This window comes from Plastoroseomonas arctica, assembly GCF_018128965.1.
Taxonomy (GTDB): Bacteria; Pseudomonadota; Alphaproteobacteria; order Acetobacterales; family Acetobacteraceae; genus Plastoroseomonas; species Plastoroseomonas arctica.
The window spans coordinates 21,492-41,797 of the sequence record NZ_JAAEDH010000015.1; the positions used below are offsets into that span (position 1 = coordinate 21,492).

Here is a 20,306-nt window from a genome sequence, read left to right on the forward strand (position 1 = left end):
CGGAGCCCCCGCCCATGCCGCGCATCGTGACCCTCGCCGCCGCCCAGCTGGGGCCGATCCAGAAGGCCGAGGGCCGCGATGTCGTCGTCGCTCGCCTGGTGCGGCTGATGGAGCGCGCGCATCAGCGCGGCGTCGAGGTGGTGGTCTTCCCCGAACTCGCCCTGACCACCTTCTTCCCGCGCTGGTACGAGGAGGACATCGCCAAGGCGGACCACTATTTCGAACACGCCATGCCCTCGAACGAGACGTCGCCGCTGTTCGAGGCGGCGCGGAGATACGGCATCGGCTTTCATCTCGGCTATGCCGAGAAGACGCAGGACGGGCACCGCTACAACACCTCCATCTACGTCCACCCCTCGGGCGAGGTCGTGCTGAAATACCGCAAGGTCCACCTGCCCGGGCATCGCGAGTTCGATCCGGTGCGCAAGGTGCAGCATCTGGAGAAGCGCTATTTCGAGGTAGGCGACCTGGGCTTCCCCGTCATACGCGCGCCGGTCGGCGGCACCGAGGCGAATATCGGCATGATGATCTGCAACGATCGCCGCTGGCCCGAGGCGTGGCGCGTGATGGGCCTGCAGCAAGTCGAGATCGTGATGCTCGGCTACAACACGCCCTCGCTCAACATGGACAATCGCGGCTTCGAGGCGCACCACCTGCGCGTCGAGCATTCGCATCTTTCGGTGCGGGCCGGGTGCTACCAGAACGCATGCTTCGGCGTCGCGACCGCCAAGGGCGGCACCGAGGACGGGCACGAGCTGTTCGGCCACTCCATCATCGTGAACCCGCAGGGCGAGATCATGGCCCAGGCGACCAGCTGGTCCGACGAGCTGATCACCGCCGACTGCAACCTCGACGACTGCAATCTCGGGCGGACGACGATCTTCAACTTCGCCGCCCACAGGCGCCCGGAAGCCTATGGCCGCATCCTGGCCCAGACCGGCAGCGAGGCGCCGCCGGCATGGTCCCCCACGGCGCGCTAGACCCGCGCTAGCGGACCGAGGAGAACGCCGTCGGCGCCAGGATCAGGTTGGTGATCTTGGCCACGATCGGCCCGTCCTTCTCGGACTCCGCGCGCTTGGCGATCCATTCGGGGTCGGCCTGGAACGCCGCCCATTTCGCCTCCCGCTCGGCGAGCGATTCCCATTCGACCATGTAGTAGAGGTCTTGGTTAGAATCGCCGATCGCGACCGTCCAGAAGCCGGCCTGGCGGATGCCGTGGCGCTCCCAGAGGCCCAGCGTGACGCCCTCGAACCGCTTGAGCAGGTTCGGCAGCCGGCCCGGGATGCAGTGATAGATGCGCAGCTCGTGGATCATGGGGTTTGCTCCTCCGCACGGCGCCGTTGCGCCGTCCCGTGTCGATCATGGTCCGGATGCGGCAGCGAGGACAGGCCGCCTCGCCGCGCCTATTCCCCGGCCCGCGCCATCGCGCGCGCGAGGTCCTCGCGCTCCGGGCAGCCGTCGCGGCACAGCGCGATGAGCCGGTTCATGTTGGCCTCTGCGCGCCCGCGCTGGCCGGTCTGGAGGAACAGGACGCCCTGGTAGGCGAGTGCGGGCAGGTAGGCGGCATCGATCGCGAGCGCCTGGTCGTAGCGCGCGGCTGCCTCGGCATGGCGACCCTCGAGGCGCAGCGCGAGCGCCAGGTAGGTGATGAGATCGGGGTTGCCCGGCAGCCGCGCGAGCACGGATTCGAGCATGGGGACGGAGAGTGCGGGCCGGCCCTGGTCGATGTGGCGGATCGCCTCCGCGGCGATCGGGTCGGTGGTGGTCTGCGGCGGCGGCGCCGCGCCGGCCGCGCCAGCCAGCAGCACAAGCATGATCGTCCAGGCACGCATGGCTGCCCAACTCCCGTTCGCACGCGGGCCATGGTAGCGGAGGCCATGCCCTCTGACAGTGTCATCTTCGCGCGCCCGCAACGGCGCCGCTCCGCGCCGATCTGGGCCAGGGCGTCCTGGATCGTCGCAGCGGCGATTGCGGCGCCCATCGTCGCGGTGCTGGTCACGGCCGCGGTGCCGGGCGGGGCGGTGTGGCGGCACATCTGGGCCACGACCCTGCCGGAGATGCTGGGCAATTCGCTCGCGCTGATGGTGCTGGTCGCGATGATGGCGGGCTCCGCGGGGGCGGTCAGCGCCTGGCTGGTCTCGACCTGCGCCTTCCGGGGACGCGTGGTGCTGGAGGTTGCATTGCTCCTGCCGCTCGCGATGCCGGCCTATGTCTGCGGCTATGCCTATGTGTGGCTGCTGGAGATCTCCGGGCCGGTGCAGGCCACGCTGCGCGAGACGACGGGGCTGCGCTTCGGGCAGTACTGGTTCCCCGAGATCCGGTCGCTGCCCGGTGCCGCGCTGATGCTGGCGATGGTGCTCTACCCCTATGTCTACCTGCTGTGTCGCGGCGCCTTCCTGCAGCAGAGCGTATGCCTGGTGGAGGCCTCGCGCACGCTCGGGCACGGGCTGTCGCGCACCTTCTTCCATGTCGCACTGCCGCTGGCGCGGCCGGCCCTCGCTGCGGGGGTGGCGCTTGCGCTGATGGAGACGCTCGCCGATTTCGGCACCGTGCAGCATTTCGCGGTGCGCACCTTCACGACCGGCATCTACGAGGCCTGGTTCGGCCTGGGCGACCGCGGCGCCGCGGCGCAGCTGGCCGCGGCGCTCATCGGCTGCGTGACGCTGCTGTTGCTGGCCGAGCGCGCCTCACGCGGCGACCGCCGCTTCTACCCCACGACGACGCGCCACCCGCCGCTGCGCGCGGTGGAACTGCGCGGCTGGCGCGAGGCGCTGGCCATCCTCGCCTGCGGCAGCCCGATCCTGCTGGGCTTCGTCATCCCCGGCGGCGTGCTGCTCTGGCTGATGGTGACAGTGGGCGACCCGCTCTCGCCATCGCGCTTCCTGCCCTTTGCGACCAACTCGCTTCTTCTGGCGGCAGTGACGGCGGTGTTGGCGGTGCTCGTCGCGGCGATGCTCGGCTGGGCCGTGCGGCTGCATCCCTCGCGGGTGCAGCGCGCGGCCAACCGCATTGCCGGTCTCGGCTATGCGGTGCCGGGATCGGTGATCGCGGTGGGCACGCTGGTGCCGTTCGGGTTGTTCGACAATGCGCTCGATGCCTGGATGCGGGCCAATGTCGGGGTCTCCACCGGCCTGCTGCTGTCGGGCACGATGGTCGCGCTAATCTTCGCCTATCTCGTGCGCTTTCTGGGCGTGGCGCTGGGCGCCGTCGAATCCGGTCTCGCGCGGATCAAGCCGTCGCTGTCAGACGCCGCGCGCGTGCTCGGGCGGCGGCCAGGCCAGGCGGCGCGCGAGGTGGAGCTGCCGCTCGCGCGCGGGGCGCTGGCCACGGCCGCGATCCTGGTCTTCGTGGACACCATGAAGGAGCTGCCGGCGACGCTCATCGTGCGGCCCTTCGACCTCGATACGCTGGCCGTGCGGGTACATTCGCTCGCCGCCGATGAGCGCCTCGCCGAGGCGAGCACGGCGGCGCTGCTGATCGTCGCCGTCGGGCTGGTGCCGCTCGCGCTGCTGACGCGCGGGATACGCGGGCGCCACCGGTCGCCGGGGTGAGGCGCTAGGCCGGCGGGGTGAAGCGGCCGACGAGGTTGCGGGCGCCCTGCGGTCCGAACAGCTCGGCATGGGGCCGGCCGGCTTCCATGGTGAAGACCTCGCCGGGACGATAGGTGCGGCTGCCCTCGACGGTGGTAAGCGTGATGTCACCCTCGAGCACCAGGCCGCGGACGTCGTAGGGATGGCTGTGCTCGGGGTTGGACGTGTTGGGCTCGACCACGCGGATATCGGCGCTGAAACCATCGCGCAGCAGCGCGGCCTCGAATTCCTTGGCGTCCATGACGGGTCTCCTGTCGCGGCGTGGAGACTGACACTAGGGCGCACGCGGCGCGGCGTGCAACGGCCGGCGCGATTGCCGGCGCCGGGCGCTGCGGGCAGTCTGCACCCGGCAACAAAGGGGGGCAGCGATGGCCGAGACACTGGTCTTTCCGGGCGAGGTCGAATGGACGGGCGAGAACCCCGGCATATCGCTGAAGCAGGACCCGGCGGGGCCTTTCACCACCCTCGCCTCTTTCTTCCGCGTGATGCTGTCGCCCCACGGGCGCGGGCACGCGCTGGTGCTGGCGCTCTCGCCGCAGGATGCGGCGCCGCCCGAGGAACGCGCGAACCTGTGCCTCACCGACAACGAGCCGCTCGCGCGCTGGCTGGTGGCGAACTACGTCAGTCATTTCGGCGCCTGGCGCGGGCTGCCGGCGCTGGTGGGCCTGCAATACCGCGCGCTCGAAAGGGTGGAGTCGCGCGGCGACGCCATCACCGCCTATGGCGAGACGGTGCGCGCCGGCGCGCTGAACGTGGCGCTCGACTGGACCGGGTTGGGCAAGCCGTTCTGCTTCGCGCTGTCGCCGACACAATCGGCGACGGGGGCGCACCACATGCCGAGCCTGTTCGTGGGCTGCGACAATGCCACCGTGACGGTAAACGACGTGGCACTGTCCGGCGCGCCGATCCCGCGCGAGGTCGCGGGGCAGCGAATCACGACGGCCATGCTGGCGTTTTCGGAGACGTGGATCCGCGCCGAGTAGGCCCGGCGATCAATGCCGCCAACGGCCAAGCCTTGCATCCGGAACCCTGCCTCGCGCGTTCCCAGCCTCGACAACCAATCGGAGGCGTGGACATGGCGACGGATCTCAAGCGGATCATGGAACAGCTGCTGGGCGGCACGGGTGGGCTGGGCGGCCTGCTCCGCGGCGGCCAGGCCGCGCCACCTCCCGGCGCGCCGCCTTCCTCCGTGGCCCAGCCGGGCAGCGGCGGCCTGGGCGGCATGCTGGGTTCGGGCGGACTGGGCGGGTTGCTCGGCGGCGGCGGCCTGAGCGGCGGGCTCGGCGATATCCTGGGGCGGCTGCGCGGCCCGATGGGCGGCGCCGGGCAGGCGGCGGCCGCGGGCGGGCTGCTCGGTTCGGTCCTGGGCGGGCGTGGTGGTGGTGGGCTGTTGCGCGTGGGCGGCATGGCGCTGCTCGGCCTGCTCGCGCATCGCGCCTATGGCCAGTGGAAGGCGCAGCAGGACACCGGCGCCGCCGTTCCGCCGGCCGACGCCTTCGCCCAGCCTGGCGCCGCCGACAGCGAGGGCAAGCCGTTCGGCCTGTCGGTGATCCGCGCGATGGTCGCCGCCGCCCGCGCCGATGGCCAGCTCGACGCGCAGGAGCACGAGCGCATCTTCGCCGAGGCCGAGCGCATGGCGCTGTCGGAGGAGGAGAAGGGCGAGATCTTCGGCGTGCTGGAAACCCCGGCCGATCCGCTCGCGATCGCGCGCCTGGCCGCGAGCGATGCGCAGAAGGCGGAGCTGTACCTGGCATCGTCGATGGCGATGGGAGGTGCGGACAGCGCCTCGGAGCGCGCCTATCTGAGCGCGCTCGCCGGTGCGCTGAAGCTCACGCCCGAGCTGCGCGCGCAGCTCGATGCGCAGCTCGCCGAGGCAAAGGCCGCGCAGCCGCCTGCCTGATCGCGGCGCCGACCCGCGCCCCCGGCGCGACGATCAGCGCCGAGGGGCAAGCAGGCTGGCGGCAAAGAAGCCCGCGACATCGGTCGCGGAGAGAGCGGCAAGGTCGCGGCGCGGCTCCACCCTGACGCGGCGCGACCCATCGGCGAGGGGCAACCGGAACACGCCCTCGACACCATAGGCCGGGTAGTCCCAGGCATAACCCGCGCCGGGATAGGTCTTGGTGCGGATGTCCGCACCGGCGCCGCGCAGGCCCTCGACCAGCCTGGCGCACTCCGGGGCGGTGTCGGGCGGCAGGCCGGCGGAGGGGTTCACCAGCAGCACCGGCTCGCGCGGCATCGGTGCGAAGGGCAGCGCGGCGCAGCCGGGATAGAGCAGCGCGCGGGCGGCGAGCGTGGCGCGCAGCGTCGCGGCGCGCCTGGCGCCGGCGCCGAAGCCGAGCACGCCCAGTGGCTGGCGCGCGATGCGGGGATGCGCTGCGAGCGCCGCCACCACCTCGGCGGCCTCGTCGAGCGGATCCTCCACCAGGTCGAGCACGGCGATGCCGGCGCCGATAAGCTGATCGATGTAGGCGGCTGACCGGCCATCGGCGCCGAGGCTGTCGTGCAGGATGATCACCGCCGGCAAGCGCCTGTCGGCGGGACCGGGTGGGAGCGAGAGCAGGCCTGCGGCGCTGCCGGCGGTGAAGGCCTCGACGGTGCCGTCGGGGTCTGCAGGCACTTCGGCGGATTCGGCGATGCTGGAGGTGCGGCGTTCGTGTTCGTGCGCGTCGGCCTCGGCGCCGACGAGGGTGGCGACCAGCATGGCCGCGACGAGGCTTGCGCACCACGGGCTGTGGGGTCGCATCAGGTTGTGAGGCCGGGATCGGATCACGGGCATCGCAGGCCCCAATTCGGTGAGGAGGATTGACCCATAGCAGCCGGAATGGTGTGGAATAAATGATCGTGTGAATGCAGTGCGGCGCAGGCACTGAACTCTGCGGGAGTTCGTATGGTATACCTCGCGGCGCAGGCAAAACGGCGGAGGAACGCCATGGCCTTCGCGATCAAGGCCGACATCGACGATCCGCGTGCGAAGACATTCTCCTTCGCGGCGCACAAGACGATGTATGGCGGCAAGCGCATCGCCACGGGCGAGACGGTGTTCGTCTTCGCGAGCGAGAGCGCGGGCGGCGAGGGGCTTCGCGCGCGCGGCGTGGTGACAGCGGCCGAGGCGATCGCGAAGACGCCCGGCGTGGATCGGCAGATGCCGCGCGTGAATTTATCCATCCGTTGCACCGGCATCGCGAAGCGGCGGCTGGGGCGGCGCGAGGTGAAAGTGTTCGACCAGTGGCAGGACGGAAAGCCGGAGACGGAGATCAACTTCAAGCTTTTCCGGCAGGCGACGAACAAGGTCGTGGGCATCTCGGAGGCGGCGGCGGCGTATCTAGAGGACCACTTCTGATGCGCGCGCATTGGCGTGGTGCCGCAATGTGCTTGGCTCCGCGGCCATCGGCGTGTTTCGTCGTTTGGCCCGATGCCCGGCAAAAGGTGCAAGGCGCGCCTAGCGTGCAATCACTTCGACGCGCCGATTTTGTGGCTCGACAGCACCATCCGGCGTGGGAACGAGAGGGCGCATTTCACCGAATGCACCCGTGACGATCGCCGCAGGGTCGATACCCAGTCGAACGAGTTCGGCCGCGACCGCACGGGCGCGTTGTTCACTCAGGCGCTGATTGTAGCGCGGCGTACCCGATCGATCGGTATGGCCGATGACGTCGATCCGGGTTTGGCGCAGCGCGTAGCTTGAATAATCCTTCAATGCCCGGGCTGTGCGTTCGTCGACCTGCGCACTGTCCCACTCGAAGAAGACGATCGGAGGGAAATTCTCGACGATGAATTGTGACCGCTGCGGCGGTGCGCTCATCGCGCACGCGGTCGTCAGCCCTACGCTCATCAGCATGGCCATTCTGGCGATGCGTCTCAACGGATCGAACCTCTGCCGACGTGCCGGCCGGCGGCGAGGGGAAGGAAGGATCGGGTCGGACCAGACCCGGCGACGAGACCATTCTCGGACTGGCAGCGGTTTCACAGCCGTCGCAGCGCCCGTCGCATCAGCCAGCCGGCCGGTCCCGGCGCCTTCTCGATGGCGTCGCGCAACGCGCGAAGCTCGCCCTGCGCCTTCGTCCGCTCGAGCGCCGCGTCCAGGGCCTGGCCGCGGGCGATCTGAGCAGCCTCGATCAGCGTCTCGATCTTCTTCGCGGTGAAGGCATCTAGCCCCTGTTCCTCGACCTGCCGCAGCTTGGCCCGGGTCTCCTCGACCTCGCGGGAGAGACGCTCCAGGGTCGCTGCAGCTGCGTCAGGCTTTGGCTGGCCGGGCTTGCCGGCGGGTTTGGCCTTGCTCGGGCGAGGACCGCGCGCCATGCCTCAATCCGCGCTCGCGCAATGGGCCAAGACCCGAGCCGACGAGGGATACAAACGGTTCAGCGCCGTGACTAAGGGATGGCAGGGGTGCTGCACGGAAATACCCGATCGCGATGAGAACTGGCGGAGGGGATGGGATTCGAACCCACGAAAGGGGTTATCCCCCTTTAACGGTTTAGCAAACCGCCGCCTTCGGCCACTCGGCCACCCCTCCGCAGGAGTGGAAAATAACACGGCGTTGCAGGCTCCGCTTCTAGACGGCGCCCACCACCCCGTCAAACGACATCAGCCGCCCAGATGCACCTCGAAGCCGCGCGCCACGCCGGGTCGCGCCATCATCCGCTCGTACCAGGCCGCGACGTTGGGCAGGTCGTCGAACGGCACCAGGTGCCGCTCGTGGCGCCAGGCCCAGCCGATGATCGCGAAATCGGCGACGCTCGGCTCACCTTCGCTCGCGACGTAGTCGCGCCCGGCGAGCCGACGGTCGAGCACGCCGTACAGGCGCTTGGTCTCGTCGCCGTAGCGCTTCACGCCGTAGTCGCGTGCCGGGCCCTCGGGCTGCTGCAGGAAGTGATGCACCTGGCCGGGCATCGGGCCGAAGCCGCCCATCTGCCACATGAGCCACTCCAGCACCAGCACGCGGGCGCGGAGATCGGCGGGCAGGAACTTGCCGGTCTTCTCGCCGAGATAGAGCAGGATCGCACCCGATTCGAACACCGAGATCGGCGCGCCGCCGGGCCCCTCGCTGTCGATGATGGCGGGTATGCGGTTGTTCGGGCTGATGGCGAGGAAGCTTGGCTCGAACTGCTCCTTTTTGGAGATGTTCACGATCTTCACCGTGTAGGGTAGGTCCATCTCCTCGAGTGCCACGCTGATCTTGCGGCCGTTGGGCGTGTTCCAGGTGTGCAGCTCGATCATCGGGGGCGTTCCTTGCGTGGCGTGGTTGGCGGCACGGTAGCGCCTCGCGGGCGGTCCGCAAGCGCGCGACCAAGACCTTGTCGCCTGGACCCGGGCACCAAAACGGCGCGGCAGGACCTGCCGCGCCGTCTCGAAGGCGATCAGGCGCGCGGCTACTGGGCGGACAGGCCACCATTGGTAAGGGTGACGTTGGTGATCTGGCAGATGTTCACCTGGCGCAGCTCGACCGCGCGTCCGCCCTGCAGCACGGCGCGGAAGTCATACATGCCGCTGTAGGCGGCCGCGAAGCGACGGCTCTGGCCTGGCGGGAGCACGCCGCTGCCCAGTTCATCGCGGGTCCAGCGCGGGTTGCGCGAGCTGTCGAAGTAGAACTCCATGACCGTGACACTGGAGCGGTTGTTGAACACGAAACGCGTATCGCAGCTCTGCGCCTGGGCGGTGGAGACGCCGGCGGAGGCCAGCAGTGGAAGGGCAAGCATGAAACGACGAAGCATTGGCGGATCCCTGGATCGTTGATATCGGCGAACATATCCGGGTGCTGACGGGAATGTGAAGTGCGGATTGATGATGCTGGCCGACCGAGTTGTTGATCCGCCAGGCGAGCGCACTCCGCGGAGCCCTGGCGCAGGCACCGCGTGCCTATCGCCGCCGCCGCCACGCCGCTAGGGTCCCGGCCCGGAGGCCACAATGAACAAGACATTCGCAGCCCTCGCGGCGGCATCCTGGCTGGCCCTCGCGCCGCAAGCCGGCGCACAGGTCACCCGGTTCGAGCTCACCGGCCGGCCCGAGTCGGCCTTCGGAGGCCAGGAATTCGGCGCCGCCGGTCGCTATGAACGGCTCGCCGGCCGCGCGACCATCGCGCTCGACCCCGCCGACCCCCGCAACGCCGTCATCGCTGACATCGCGGCCGCACCGCGCAACGCCCAGGGCCGCGTCGAGGCCAGCGCCGATGTGGTGATCCTCCGCCCCGTCGAGGCCGCGCGCGGCAACGGCACCATGTTGCTGGAAGTGCCCAATCGCGGCCGCATGCTCGCGCTGCCGCTTTTCAACGAAAGCCCCACCGCCGCGCAAGGGCGCGAACCGGGCAATGGCTTCCTGTTCCGACAGGGTTTTACGCTCGTCTGGGTCGGCTGGCAGGCGGATTTCGCGCCCGCCGCCGGTGAACTCGCGATCCGTCTCCCGATGCTCGAAGGTGTCACTGGCCCGATGCGGGAGGAGGTGGTCTTCGACCACTTGCGCAACCCCGCGCCCATTCCGCTTGCCTTCCCGATCGCCGATAACGCCTCCGCGCGCATCACCGTGCGCGCTCGCTGGGACCTGCCGCGTGAGACGCCCGCGGACCTCGCTGTCGCCGTCGCGAACCCGCGCGAAATCACGGTCACCCGGCCCGCCGGCTACGACGCCGGCGCGGTCTATGAGCTGACCTACACGGCGCGTGACCCGGTCGTCTCCGGCGTGGGCTTCGCCGCGGTGCGCGACGTGGCCGCCTTCCTCCGCCGTGAAGCTGGCGACGCCAATCCCCTCGCGGGCCGCACGCGACGCACGATGGCCTTCGGCGTCTCCCAGTCCGGCCGCTTCCTGCGCGACTTCCTCTATCTCGGCTTCAACGAGGACACGGCGGGGCAGCCGGTGTTCGACGGGCTGATGCCCCACGTCGCCGGCACCCGGCGCATGTTCATGAACTCGCGCTTCGCGCGGCCCGACAAGGCGCCCCGCAGCCTGCAGGACCCCGCCTGGTCCGCCGACGCCTTCCCCTTCACCTATGCCGAAACGCAAAACCCCTTCACCGAGGCGCGCGACGGCCTGTTGCGCCGCTGCACCGCGTCCAACACCTGCCCGCGCGTGATGCAAACGGACACCGAGTATGAATGGTGGGGTGCCCGCGCCTCGCTGCTGGTCATGGACCCGGGCGGCGGGGCGATTGGTCTGCCGGATTTCGTGCGCGCCTACATGATCGCAGGCACGCCGCATTTTTCCCAACCCGGCGCCACCGTGGCAGCGAACCCGGTCTGTGCCCTTCCCACCAACCCCAACCACGCCGGCGGCCCGATGCGCGCGCTGCTGAGCCACCTGGACGCCTGGGTGCATGACCGCCGCGTGCCGCCGCCCAGCCAGGTGCCGACGCTGGCCGCCGGCACGCTGGTGGAAGCCGCGCGCGCCCTGCCGGCCCCGGTCCCTGGGCTGAACTACACCGGCATCCACGTGCCCGCCGCCCAATCCGACCACACCGTCATCCCACCCCGCGAGCTCGGACGCTTCCCCGTCTTCGTGCCGAGGATGGATGGCGACGGCGTGGCGGTCGCCGGCATCCGCATGCCGATCCTGGAAGCGCCGCTTGAAAGCCGCACCGCCTGGAACCCGCGCGCCGAAGGCTACGGGCCGGGCGTTCTGTGCCCGCTGATGGGCGGCGTGCTGCCCCTGGCCGCGACGCGCGCGGCGCGCGAGGCCGCTCGCGATCCGCGGTTGTCGCTGGAGGAACGGCCGGCGCGTGGCCCCGCGCTGCGGGCGGCGGCGGAGCGGCTCGCGGCTGCGGGGTTCCTGCTTCCGGAAGATGTGGAGCGGTTTCCGAGGGAGTGAAAAAGGCAGGGGAAATGAATTTCCCCTGACCACATCCTTTTATTTTTGGCTAGTGGTGCCTGTTGTGGAGTTAGCCCTTGCTCGACCATGTGTTCTTGACGGTCAGCGATTTAAATCGATCGATAGCCTTCTACACGGCGGCTTTGGCACCGCTCGGGATCACGACGCGCGTTGACTATAATGGCAAGGATGGGCCGCCGGGGCATCCGGACCTGAAGGGGTTCGGCTGCAACGGGCGCATCTTCTTTTGGCTGCGGGCGGGAGTGGCCGATGCGCGGTCTGCGCATGTCGGTTTCGTCGCGAACTCTACGGCGGAGGTCGATGCGGCCTATGCCGGAGCGATGGCGGCGGGTGCTGTCGACAATGGCGCGTCGGGCATCCGGGCCTACTACGACCCTCGTTATTACGCTGCCAGCGTCTTCGACCCAGACGGCTACAGCCTCGAATTCGTCTATAAAAGCTGGCAGCACGCAACCGCAGCGACGGTTGTCCCCCGTCGCCAAAAGTAAAAGAATGGGGTCCGGGGAAATTCCTTTCCCCGGCCTTTTTTATTACCGCACCCGGAAATTTTCAAACTGCCACGGATCCGTGCGATCCACATTCTCCGGAAACAGGTGTTCCCGGTTCTCCAGCGGCGTCCAGTCCGAGTATTCCCCGACCACATCCCCAAGGTAGGGCGCGCAGATCTCCAGGATCCGCTCATGGTCGAGCGCGTCGGCCTCGACCGGCCCGCGATTGGGGTTCTCGATCGCCCAGATGACACCGGCGAGCACGGCAGCCGTGACCTGCAGCGAGGTGGCGTTGTTGTGCGGTGCGACGCGGCGGGCTTCCTCGATGGTCAGGCGCGAGCCGTACCAGTAAGCACCCTTCGCGTGGCCCATGAGCAGCACGCCGAGCTCATCCATGCCGGTGGTGATCTCGTCGACCATCAGGCGCTTGTTGGTCTGCATCACCCAGTTCTTGCCGGCGAGTTCGTGGATGGAGAGCACGGCGCCGTCGCAGGGGTGGTAGGCGTAGTGGCAGGTGGGGCGGTAGGTGGCCGCGCCGGTTGCGTCGTTCACGGTGTAATAATCGGCGATGGAGATGGCCTCGTTGTGGGTGACGAGGAAGCCGTGGAAGGGGCCTTCGAGCGGGGTCCAGGTGCGCACGCGGGTGCCGGCGCCGGGGCGGAGGAGGTAGATGGCGGCGTCGCAGCCGAATTCGTGGCGGCGGCCGTCCTCGGGGAGGGTCTTTTCGTGGGTGCCCCAGCCGAGTTCGGCGGGCTGGTTGCCCTCGCCGACGAAGCCGTCGATGGACCAGGTGTTGACGAATTCGCCGGGGCGCTTGGGGATGGTGCCGGCCTGGGTGTCGCGCTCGGCGATGTGGATGACCTTTATCCCGAGGGTCTGCGCCAGCGCGGCCCAGCCGGCGCGGTCGACGGGTGCGGTGGCGGGCACACCGGTCTCGGCCGCGATGTTGAGCAGCGCCTGCTTCACGAAGTGGGAGACCAGGCCGGGGTTCGCACCATGGGTGAGGACCGCCGTGGGGCCGTCCTTGGGCAAAGCGAGGACGCTCTCACGCAGGGCGTAGTTCGAGCGTTCGGAGGGGGTGAGCGAGGGGTCGGTGTAGAGGCCGCCCCAAGGCTCGACAACGGTGTCGAGATAGAGCGCGCCAAGTTCGCGGCACAGCGTGATGAGCGCGACGGAGGAGACGTCGACCGAGACGTTGAGCAGAAAGTCGCCCGCGCCCAGCAGCGGGGTGAGCAGGTCGGCGTAGTTCTCGCGCGTGGCGGCGGTCTCGATAAAGGTGATGCCGTATTCGGCTGCGACCTCATGGCCGCGGGGCTCGGCGGTGACGATGGTGATGCGCTCGCGCGGCATGGCGACGTGGCGGAGGAGTAGGGGGAGGACGCCCTGGCCGATGGAGCCGAAGCCGAGGATGACCAGGCGGCCTTCAAAGCGCGCATGGATGGCGTCGATTGGGGCCAGCGTCGCTTCGGTCACGGTGGTGGCGGGGGGGACGGCTTCGAGGGACATCGGCGAGCACTCCTGGGATCGAGGCGACAGCATAGGGGCGGGGCGGCCGGCTGGCCGTCCCGTTCTTGTGACAATCCGGGTGAGATCAGGCCGCGCGGATGCGGCGGGTGGTCAGGCCTGCGGTTTCCAGCAGCGGGCGGTCGCGCACGGCCTCGATGCGGGGCGCCTCGAAGCCGTTGAAGTTCGAGCCCAGGCAGGCGCCATAGGCACCGAGTTGGCCGATCTCGATCCAGTCGCCCTCCGCCATGTCGGCGGGCAGCGGGAAGGGGCCGTGCATCACGTCCGCGCTGTCGCAGGTGGGGCCGAAGAAGGCGAAGTCGCGCAGCGGGGCGTCGGAGGCACGCAGCGCGCGGACCGGGAAGCGGAAGGCGGGGGTGCCGGCGTCGGAGAGCGAGCCGTAGACGCCGTCATTGATGAACAGCATGCCGTCGCGCCGCGCCTGGACCTGCACGACGAGGGAGGCGCCGCCCGCGACCAGGGCGCGGCCGGGCTCGGCCCAGAGGCGCGTGCCGGCGGCGAGGCCAGCCTGCGCGTAGCCGCGCGCGATCGCCGCCATGAAGGCGGAGAGCGGCGGGGGCGAGAGGTCCGGGTAGGCCACGGGGAAGCCGCCGCCGACATCGACGATCTCGACCGCGACGCCCGAGGCGCGGATGGTGTCGCCGGCCATGATCATGGCGCGGGTGTAGCTCTCGGGCTCCATGCACTGGCTGCCGACATGGAAGGACAGGCCGAGGGTGACGGCGTGCGGGCGCGCGGCGGCGAGCAATGCGGCGGCCACATCGGGCGCCGCGCCGAACTTGCCGGAGAGGTCGTAGCGCGCGCTGCCCTTGGGCAGGCCCAGGCGCACGAAGAGACCGAGATCGGTGGCGTCGTTCGTCTCGGCCAGGATCTTCGCCAGCTCCTCGGCGGAGTCGAAGACAAAGTCGCGCACGCCATGGACCGCATAGGACTCGAGGATGGCCGAGCGCGCCTTGATCGGGTGCATGAAGTGGATGATGGCCAAGGGGAACAGGCCGCGCACCAGGCGCACCTCACCGAGCGAGGCGCAGTCGAAATGGCGCACGCCGCCATCCCACAGCGCGCGCAGGACCTGCGGCTCGGGGTTGCACTTCACGGCATAGAGGGTGTCGCCGGGGAAGGCGCGGCGGAAGGCCCGCGCGGTCTCGGCCAGCACGGCGGGGCGCAGGCAGAGGACGGGGTCCTCCGGGCGGGCGGCGAAGATGAGGTCGTCAACACGGGGCAGGGCGCGGAGCGCGCCGTGCGGAATGAAAGCAGACATGGGCACTTCCCTGTCAGAGCGCCGACCCACATGGCCGGCTCCACCGATAAGGACGCGTCCCGTCGTTGCCTTCCGGCACGTGCGATAGCGCCAGTGATGGGGGATATGGTCGCTTGTTCCGGAAAATGCAAGGGCATTTGCGGGGTTGGCCTGGGTTTTTCCGGGAGTCTGCTGGGGAGGCGGGGGATTTCGGTGGAATTTAAGCAAGGTCGGGGGAAAGAATTCCCCCGCGCCCCGATCTTTTATTTTCATCTATTGGTGCCGGTTGCCCGGCCAGCACCAAAATTCAAAAGTTAAAGAATGGGGGTCTGGGGGAAATTCATTTCCCCCAGTCTTTGCCAACCATGCAGATATATTCCCACGCCAAAGTCGCGCCCGCCAGCGCCGTGATCTCCGACACGTCATAGGCGGGGGCGACTTCCACAAGGTCCATCCCGCGCCAATCCAGGCCCGCCATCCCCCGGATGAGCGCTTGCGCCTGCCAGGAGGCGAGGCCGCCGATTTCCGGGGTGCCGGTGCCCGGCGCGAAGGCCGGGTCGAGCGCGTCGATGTCGAAGGAGAGATAGGCGGGGCCGGTGCCGAGCACGGCGCGGGCGCGGGCGATGGTCGCCGCGATGCCCTCCGCGTGGACGTCCTGTGCGGAGAGCACGGTGACACCGCGCGCCGGCGCCCAGGCGGCGACCTCGGTCTGGACGGTGGCGCGGATACCGATCTGGATGGTGCGGTGGGGGTCGATCAGGCCCTCGTTGATGGCGTGGAAGAAGACGGAGCCGTGGCCGTATTCCTGGCCGAAGCTTTCCGACCAGGTGTCGCAATGGGCGTCGACGTGGAGCAGGGCCAGGGATTGGCCGACGCGACGGGCGAGGGCGCGGAGCAGTGGGAGGGTGACGCCGTGTTCCCCGCCCAGGGCGAGCAGGTGAGGGATGAGCGCGGCCTGCTGCTCGATGAGCGCGAGGCTGGCCTGGATGTCGCCGAGCGCGATGGCGAATTCGCCGAGATCGGCGAGCGAGAGGGTCGCGGGGTCGACGCCGCTGACCGGGTGGGCGCCGTCGACCAGCATGCGCGAGGCGGCGCGGATGGCCTGCGGACCGGCGCGGGTGCCGGCGCGGTTGGTGGTGCCGATGTCGAGCGGGATCCCGGCGACCGAAAGGGCGGCCGGGGTGGTGGTGAAGGGCAGGCCGAGGAAGCCGGGGGGTGTGGCGAAGGTCGGGACGCCGACCATGGCCTCAGGCCGCGACCGGGCGGGCCAGCTTTAGCGTTTCCCGCAGCCGCGCGAGCATGGCGAGGACGGCTTCGGGCTGGTCGGTCTCGGGGCCGGCGACGTCGGCCACCGTCTGCAGCGCGCGGCGGCGGTCCGGTGCGCCGGGCAGCAGTTGCGGCAGGGTCGCGAGAGCCTGCTCAGCATCGACGGCGACGATCAGCGTCTGCTCGCGGATCATCGACTGGCGCGCGTCGGCGGACATTTCGGCGAAGGGGCTTTCGGTAGTGAGCAGGGCGTTGGAGCGGGCCAGGCGATCGCGGCGCACGCCGCCGCGGGCGCGGGCGAGCAGGATCATCATGCGCACCACCGCCTCGGCATAGCCGCCGGTGGCGATGCGGGTCATGGCGACCTGCACCTCGGGGGTCTGGGCGAGGGCCGCCTGGGCGGGAGCCTCGATCGGCACATCGTCGGTGATGCCGATGGCGGCGAGCGCGCCGTAGACGATGTGGAAAGCGATCTCCTGGCGGGCATCGCGGGTGTCGCGGTAGCGGTCGATGGATGCTTCGATGCGGTCCGCCATGGCGCGTTCGGCGGCGATGAAGGCGTTGTCGGGCGCGGCCTGCTGGCGGTGGGCGCGGACGTGCTCGGCCATGGTCGCGAAGCCGGCCATGAAGGGGTTGATCTTGTCGGACATCAGGGAGCGCTTGGCGCGGAGGGGGTGGAGCTGGCGGCGGAGTTCGGCCGTCTGCTCGGTGGCGAATTGGCGGATGATGGGGCGCAGCGTGAGGTCGTACAGGGTCTCGTTCAGGGCGCTGACCTTGGCGACGGCGGGGAAGGCTTCGTTCTCGGCCTCGCCGGACAGGGCGCGGATGTCGGCGATGGAGCGTTCCACCAGCTCGACCTGGAAGCCGGTGTTCAGGCCCGTGCCCTCGGTGCCGGTGATGCGCATTTCGTACAGGCCGGGGGCCACGGCCTCGATGGTGTCGAGGGTGGTGGCGATTTCGGCGTGTTCCTTCAGCGCCACCTTGCCGGAGACGAAGATGCCGAGGTGGCCGATATCGGCGTGCATCAGGTAGATGATGGTCTGGCCGAGCGTCTTTATTTGCTGTTCGTCGTCGTAGACGTCGGCGATCCACCGCAAGGCTTGCCCTGGCGGGGTGATGTTGTCGCCGGCGGAGGCGAAGACGATGATGGGAGAGCGGACGGCGCGCATGTCGAAGGCCGCACCCGGGCCGGCGGAGAGGGTGCCGCGGGAGAAGCGGTTGCCGATGAACAGGTTCTCGACGATCCAGTTGATCTCGTCGGCGTTCATCAGGAAGAAGCCGCCCCACCAGCGTTCGAATTCCAGGAAGCGTTCGGATTCCGTGTCCACGTTCTGGAAGAGGTTGGCGTATTTGCGGAACTTCGCGTTGCCGGGGCTGAGGTTTTCGAAATTCTGGACCAGGTTGGCGCCGTCGAAGCGGCCATTGCCGAGGTCGGACAGCATGGCGGCGGGCCAGGCGCCGCCGGCGAGGCCCCCGGCGTAGCGCATGGGGTTCTTGCCGGTCTCGCCGGCCCAGTAGGAGAGGGGGGCGCCGTTGAGAACCAGCGGGCCGGTGAGCTCGGGGGCGGTCGCACCCAGCATCATCACCGCCCAGCCGCCCTGGCAATTACCGATGACGACGGGCTTGGGCGCGTCCGGGTGGCGGGTGGCGATGGTGCGGAGGAATTCCTCCTCGGCGGCGGTGATGTCGAGGATGGTCTGGGAGGGCTCGGGCTCGCGGAAGAAGATGACGAAGTAGACGGGGTGGCCGCGGCGCAGCGCGACGCCGACCTGGCTGTCCGACTTGAAGCCGCCGATGCCGGCGCCGTGGCCGGCGCGGGGGTCGATGATGACGAAGGGGCGGAGGGCGGGGTTTTGGGCGGGCCAGCCCTCGGGGGGGGTGATGGAGACGAGGGCGTAGTTGCAGGGGCGGGGGAGAGAGCGGCCGTCGACGACCATCTCATAGGCGAAGTGCAGGACGGGGGGGCAGCCGGCGGCTTCATGGGAGACGAAGGTGTTGCCGGCCTGGCGCATGGTGTCCCAGAAGAGGATGCCGCGCTGGGTGGCGTCGATGGCGTAGGCCATGGCGTCCTGGGCGAGGGCGAAGGGGGATTTTTGGAAGGGGCTGAGGTCGGGGAAGGTGGGGAGGCGCGGGGCGAAGGTGGGGGCGGCGCGCTGGATGACGCCGGTGATGCGCTGGGCCTGTTCGAGGGCGCGGGCGGCGGATTCGGAAGTGCGGGCGAGGAGCTCGGTGACGGGAGCGGAAGTGGTGGGGGTCATGGCGAGGGCTCCTGGAGGTGGGCGCGAGATAGGTGGCATGTGGGGACGGAAGGTGGAAGGGGCGTCTGAGTTGTGAAGCAATAGAGGCGTAAGAAGGACGTTCCGCAGGCCACCGTTCTTTTCACTTCTAATGCCTTCGATACGGCTGCCGCGTCGAAACAGGCCTTAGCGCGGAGGCCAAATTGCCTGGACTACCGTGGGGGACTGCGAATAGCCTGCGTGATGTGGAGATCGCGTGATGGCAACATCCCGGGAAGAGCGTTCGAAACGGCTGGAGGCGCGCATCGCCGATTTGCTTGCTCGCGTGCCACATGATGGCCTCATGCAGCTGCACGAGACCTACCGACGCGGCGACCTGATCTTCACTTGCGACAAGGGCGTTCTGTCGAAGGCGCTGCTTGTCGGGCAGACCTTGGCCGATGGCAAACCCGCACGGTTTGCGCACGTGGCGCTTTGTGTCGCGCCGGGGCTGCTGGTGGAATCCATCCCGCCTACGGGCGAACATCCGGCGGGCGGCGTACGCATTGTCCGCGTCGAGGATGATGCCGATTGCCGGTTTCACGTCATGCCGAAGCGCCGCTTCAGAGCGCTCCGCCTGCCGAAGATGGACAGCGACAGGGTCCTCGGCGCCATCCAGTACTATCTGGACCAGACCTATAGTTATCGCTTCCTGGTGCGGCCTGACCACGCAGGTTCCGTGTTCTGCTCGCAATTCGCGATGCAGGTTCTGGCGCGCGCCGGCGTCACGCCACCGGGGCTGCCGGAGGGGCATCTGGTCACGCCAAGTACGCTCTTCCGCGCCGCCGCGAAGGCGGGTGCCAGAGACTTGAGCGAAGACTACCGCGCGATCGCCGAGCGGATCGAAGGCGAGGCCGATTTACGGGCGGCCATGGCCACGGACCCCATGCGGACAGGGGGCCTGCGGATCTTTGATGCCTCCGTTGCCCTGCAGCGGGCAATCGAAGGCACTCATGCCTCCGCGGCGATGTTGACTGAGTTTATCGACACGAGATCCAAGATACAGGCTCTTCAGATTGATGCCGAGCTTAGCAAGGTGCGTGCGGCGTCGCCGCGTCCAAAGGGCGGGAAGCCGGTTGCCGACCTGTGGAACGAAATTGAAGGGCTTGTTCCGGCCATACACAGCGCGTTGACCGGGGCTGCTGTTTCGCGTCCCGCGATGATCGAATGGAAAGCGGGCGGCTGGCGGTCCGAGCTGATGGAGCCGACGCGCCTGCCCGATCCCGCCCGTTCGCTGCTTAACCTGGATCGCCTCGCGGCCGCCTCGCTCCAGATGGCGGAGGAACGTCGCGAGATGCTGAGGGAAAGTGCAATATTGGTGGCCGAGCTCGCCGCCGCGGCCGCGACCGGGCGGCCCGACGCGCTGCCTCTCATCCAAGCGGCCGTGACCCGGGATTTCGAGACCTTGAGCCCCTTCTTCCGCTCGCTCGGGCACCTTACAGGGCGCCTTGTTTCGCCATGGGCGGAAAGACCGCCAAGCTATCCGCCGGAGATCGAGCCGATGGCGCGGGCGCTCGAGACGACGCTTGTGCGGCTTGAGGCGACGACGCTCGAGACCTGGGAGGCACTCTGCGCCTGGCTCGCTGCCCACAAGGGTGCCAATGCCGCGATCGCCGCGCGGATCGAGAAGGAACGCTCCAAATGAACAAGACACTGGCAGCGCTGCGTCGCGGCGACATGACCGATGTGACCATAGCTTGCTTCGTTGCCGTGCTTCTTTACGGGCTGATGCTGCTCTTCGCGCTGATCCATCAGGGTGGCGCATTGTTCTCGGCGGCGCTGCTCGCCGGCATCCTCGGTGCCGCGCTAGGCTGGGTGATCGGCATCGGGCTCTCGCCCTACGAGGCGAAGGAGCGGAAATCCTTTTCCGATCTCGGCAAGCTGGTCGCTGGCTTCCTTGGCGGCTACGGCCTTAGCAAGCTCGATCCGGCGTTGAGTCGCCTCGGCTCGGCTGGCCATGGCTTAGCTGACGCGGTGGTGAAGGATGCTCTCGCCCTCGCGGGCGTAGGAAGCGCTTCGATGCTGATCGCCGCGGTGCTGACCTACATCACCCGGCACTACTGGGATGACGCGCAGAACCAGGGGCGATCCGCGCCGGGCGCGTAGA

21 protein-coding genes and 1 tRNA gene are annotated in these 20,306 nt (G+C 69.0%); 9 read left to right on the forward strand and 13 right to left on the reverse strand.

Annotation, left to right across the window (positions count from 1 at the left end):
- The first annotated feature begins 14 nt into the window (after positions 1-14).
- Positions 15-980 (forward strand): N-carbamoyl-D-amino-acid hydrolase, encoded by a 966-nt coding sequence (locus GXW79_RS13540; protein ID WP_211874937.1) that lies wholly within the window; start codon positions 15-17, stop codon positions 978-980.
- A 7-nt stretch (positions 981-987) separates the two neighbouring features.
- Here the strand turns inward: GXW79_RS13540 and GXW79_RS13545 are convergent, their stop codons facing one another.
- Positions 988-1,314: an NIPSNAP family protein gene (locus GXW79_RS13545; RefSeq protein WP_211874938.1), complete on the reverse strand. Its 327-nt coding sequence runs from the start codon at positions 1,312-1,314 to the stop codon at positions 988-990.
- 89 nt (positions 1,315-1,403) lie between these two features.
- The gene (locus tag GXW79_RS13550) at positions 1,404-1,832 is read right to left on the reverse strand and encodes a hypothetical protein (RefSeq protein ID WP_211874939.1); all 429 of its coding nucleotides are present in this window, start codon (positions 1,830-1,832) and stop codon (positions 1,404-1,406) included.
- A 45-nt stretch (positions 1,833-1,877) separates the two neighbouring features.
- On the opposite strand from GXW79_RS13550, the gene GXW79_RS13555 reads away from it, so the two are divergent.
- Positions 1,878-3,551: an ABC transporter permease gene (locus GXW79_RS13555; protein WP_211874940.1), complete on the forward strand. Its 1,674-nt coding sequence runs from the start codon at positions 1,878-1,880 to the stop codon at positions 3,549-3,551.
- Positions 3,552-3,555: 4 nt separating this feature from the next.
- On the opposite strand, the gene GXW79_RS13560 is transcribed toward GXW79_RS13555, so the two are convergent.
- Complete coding sequence (locus GXW79_RS13560; protein WP_211874941.1) at positions 3,556-3,831, reverse strand: cupin domain-containing protein; 276 nt, start codon at positions 3,829-3,831, stop codon at positions 3,556-3,558.
- Positions 3,832-3,958: 127 nt separating this feature from the next.
- On the opposite strand from GXW79_RS13560, the gene GXW79_RS13565 reads away from it, so the two are divergent.
- Positions 3,959-4,573, forward strand: a complete 615-nt coding sequence (locus GXW79_RS13565; protein WP_211874942.1) for a hypothetical protein — start codon at positions 3,959-3,961, stop codon at positions 4,571-4,573.
- Positions 4,574-4,665: 92 nt separating this feature from the next.
- Positions 4,666-5,490: a tellurite resistance TerB family protein gene (locus GXW79_RS13570; RefSeq protein WP_211874943.1), complete on the forward strand. Its 825-nt coding sequence runs from the start codon at positions 4,666-4,668 to the stop codon at positions 5,488-5,490.
- A gap of 33 nt (positions 5,491-5,523) precedes the next feature.
- On the opposite strand, the gene GXW79_RS13575 is transcribed toward GXW79_RS13570, so the two are convergent.
- The gene (locus GXW79_RS13575) at positions 5,524-6,291 is read right to left on the reverse strand and encodes a hypothetical protein (RefSeq protein WP_211874944.1); all 768 of its coding nucleotides are present in this window, start codon (positions 6,289-6,291) and stop codon (positions 5,524-5,526) included.
- Between the two features lie 228 nt (positions 6,292-6,519).
- On the opposite strand from GXW79_RS13575, the gene GXW79_RS13580 reads away from it, so the two are divergent.
- Positions 6,520-6,930, forward strand: coding sequence for a hypothetical protein (locus tag GXW79_RS13580; protein ID WP_211874945.1), 411 nt, complete (start codon positions 6,520-6,522; stop codon positions 6,928-6,930).
- 99 nt (positions 6,931-7,029) lie between these two features.
- Here the strand turns inward: GXW79_RS13580 and GXW79_RS13585 are convergent, their stop codons facing one another.
- The 5 genes from GXW79_RS13585 to GXW79_RS13605 form a co-directional block, all read right to left on the reverse strand.
- The gene (locus GXW79_RS13585; protein ID WP_211874946.1) at positions 7,030-7,434 is read right to left on the reverse strand and encodes an OmpA family protein; all 405 of its coding nucleotides are present in this window, start codon (positions 7,432-7,434) and stop codon (positions 7,030-7,032) included.
- A 119-nt stretch (positions 7,435-7,553) separates the two neighbouring features.
- On the reverse strand, positions 7,554-7,889 hold the full coding sequence (locus GXW79_RS13590; RefSeq protein ID WP_211874947.1) for a hypothetical protein: 336 nt from the start codon (positions 7,887-7,889) through the stop codon (positions 7,554-7,556).
- A gap of 121 nt (positions 7,890-8,010) precedes the next feature.
- A tRNA-Ser gene (locus GXW79_RS13595) sits at positions 8,011-8,103 on the reverse strand.
- 71 nt (positions 8,104-8,174) lie between these two features.
- On the reverse strand, positions 8,175-8,807 hold the full coding sequence (locus GXW79_RS13600; protein WP_211874948.1) for a glutathione S-transferase family protein: 633 nt from the start codon (positions 8,805-8,807) through the stop codon (positions 8,175-8,177).
- A gap of 152 nt (positions 8,808-8,959) precedes the next feature.
- Positions 8,960-9,301, reverse strand: coding sequence for a hypothetical protein (locus GXW79_RS13605; protein ID WP_211874949.1), 342 nt, complete (start codon positions 9,299-9,301; stop codon positions 8,960-8,962).
- A gap of 193 nt (positions 9,302-9,494) precedes the next feature.
- Between GXW79_RS13605 and GXW79_RS13610 the strand changes: the two genes are divergently transcribed.
- Together GXW79_RS13610 and GXW79_RS13615 are read left to right on the forward strand one after the other, a co-directional pair.
- Complete coding sequence (locus GXW79_RS13610; protein WP_211874950.1) at positions 9,495-11,384, forward strand: alpha/beta hydrolase domain-containing protein; 1,890 nt, start codon at positions 9,495-9,497, stop codon at positions 11,382-11,384.
- A gap of 77 nt (positions 11,385-11,461) precedes the next feature.
- Positions 11,462-11,893: a VOC family protein gene (locus GXW79_RS13615; RefSeq protein WP_211874951.1), complete on the forward strand. Its 432-nt coding sequence runs from the start codon at positions 11,462-11,464 to the stop codon at positions 11,891-11,893.
- Positions 11,894-11,935: 42 nt separating this feature from the next.
- Here the strand turns inward: GXW79_RS13615 and GXW79_RS13620 are convergent, their stop codons facing one another.
- From GXW79_RS13620 to GXW79_RS13635, 4 genes are all read right to left on the reverse strand, one after another.
- Positions 11,936-13,399 carry a homospermidine synthase gene (locus GXW79_RS13620; RefSeq protein ID WP_211874952.1) on the reverse strand — a complete coding sequence of 488 codons (1,464 nt, stop codon included), beginning with the start codon at positions 13,397-13,399 and terminating at the stop codon, positions 11,936-11,938.
- Positions 13,400-13,484: 85 nt separating this feature from the next.
- Complete coding sequence (locus GXW79_RS13625) at positions 13,485-14,678, reverse strand: type III PLP-dependent enzyme (RefSeq protein ID WP_211874953.1); 1,194 nt, start codon at positions 14,676-14,678, stop codon at positions 13,485-13,487.
- Positions 14,679-14,997: 319 nt separating this feature from the next.
- Positions 14,998-15,900 carry an agmatinase gene (gene speB / locus GXW79_RS13630; protein WP_211874954.1) on the reverse strand — a complete coding sequence of 301 codons (903 nt, stop codon included), beginning with the start codon at positions 15,898-15,900 and terminating at the stop codon, positions 14,998-15,000.
- 4 nt (positions 15,901-15,904) lie between these two features.
- Positions 15,905-18,181 (reverse strand): DUF3141 domain-containing protein, encoded by a 2,277-nt coding sequence (locus tag GXW79_RS13635; RefSeq protein ID WP_211874955.1) that lies wholly within the window; start codon positions 18,179-18,181, stop codon positions 15,905-15,907.
- Between the two features lie 238 nt (positions 18,182-18,419).
- Between GXW79_RS13635 and GXW79_RS13640 the strand changes: the two genes are divergently transcribed.
- Together GXW79_RS13640 and GXW79_RS13645 are read left to right on the forward strand one after the other, a co-directional pair.
- The gene (locus GXW79_RS13640; protein ID WP_211874956.1) at positions 18,420-19,844 is read left to right on the forward strand and encodes a hypothetical protein; all 1,425 of its coding nucleotides are present in this window, start codon (positions 18,420-18,422) and stop codon (positions 19,842-19,844) included.
- Positions 19,841-20,305: a hypothetical protein gene (locus GXW79_RS13645; protein ID WP_211874957.1), complete on the forward strand. Its 465-nt coding sequence runs from the start codon at positions 19,841-19,843 to the stop codon at positions 20,303-20,305. Before GXW79_RS13640 ends, GXW79_RS13645 begins: the two co-directional genes overlap by 4 nt.
- Position 20,306 lies beyond the last annotated feature (1 nt).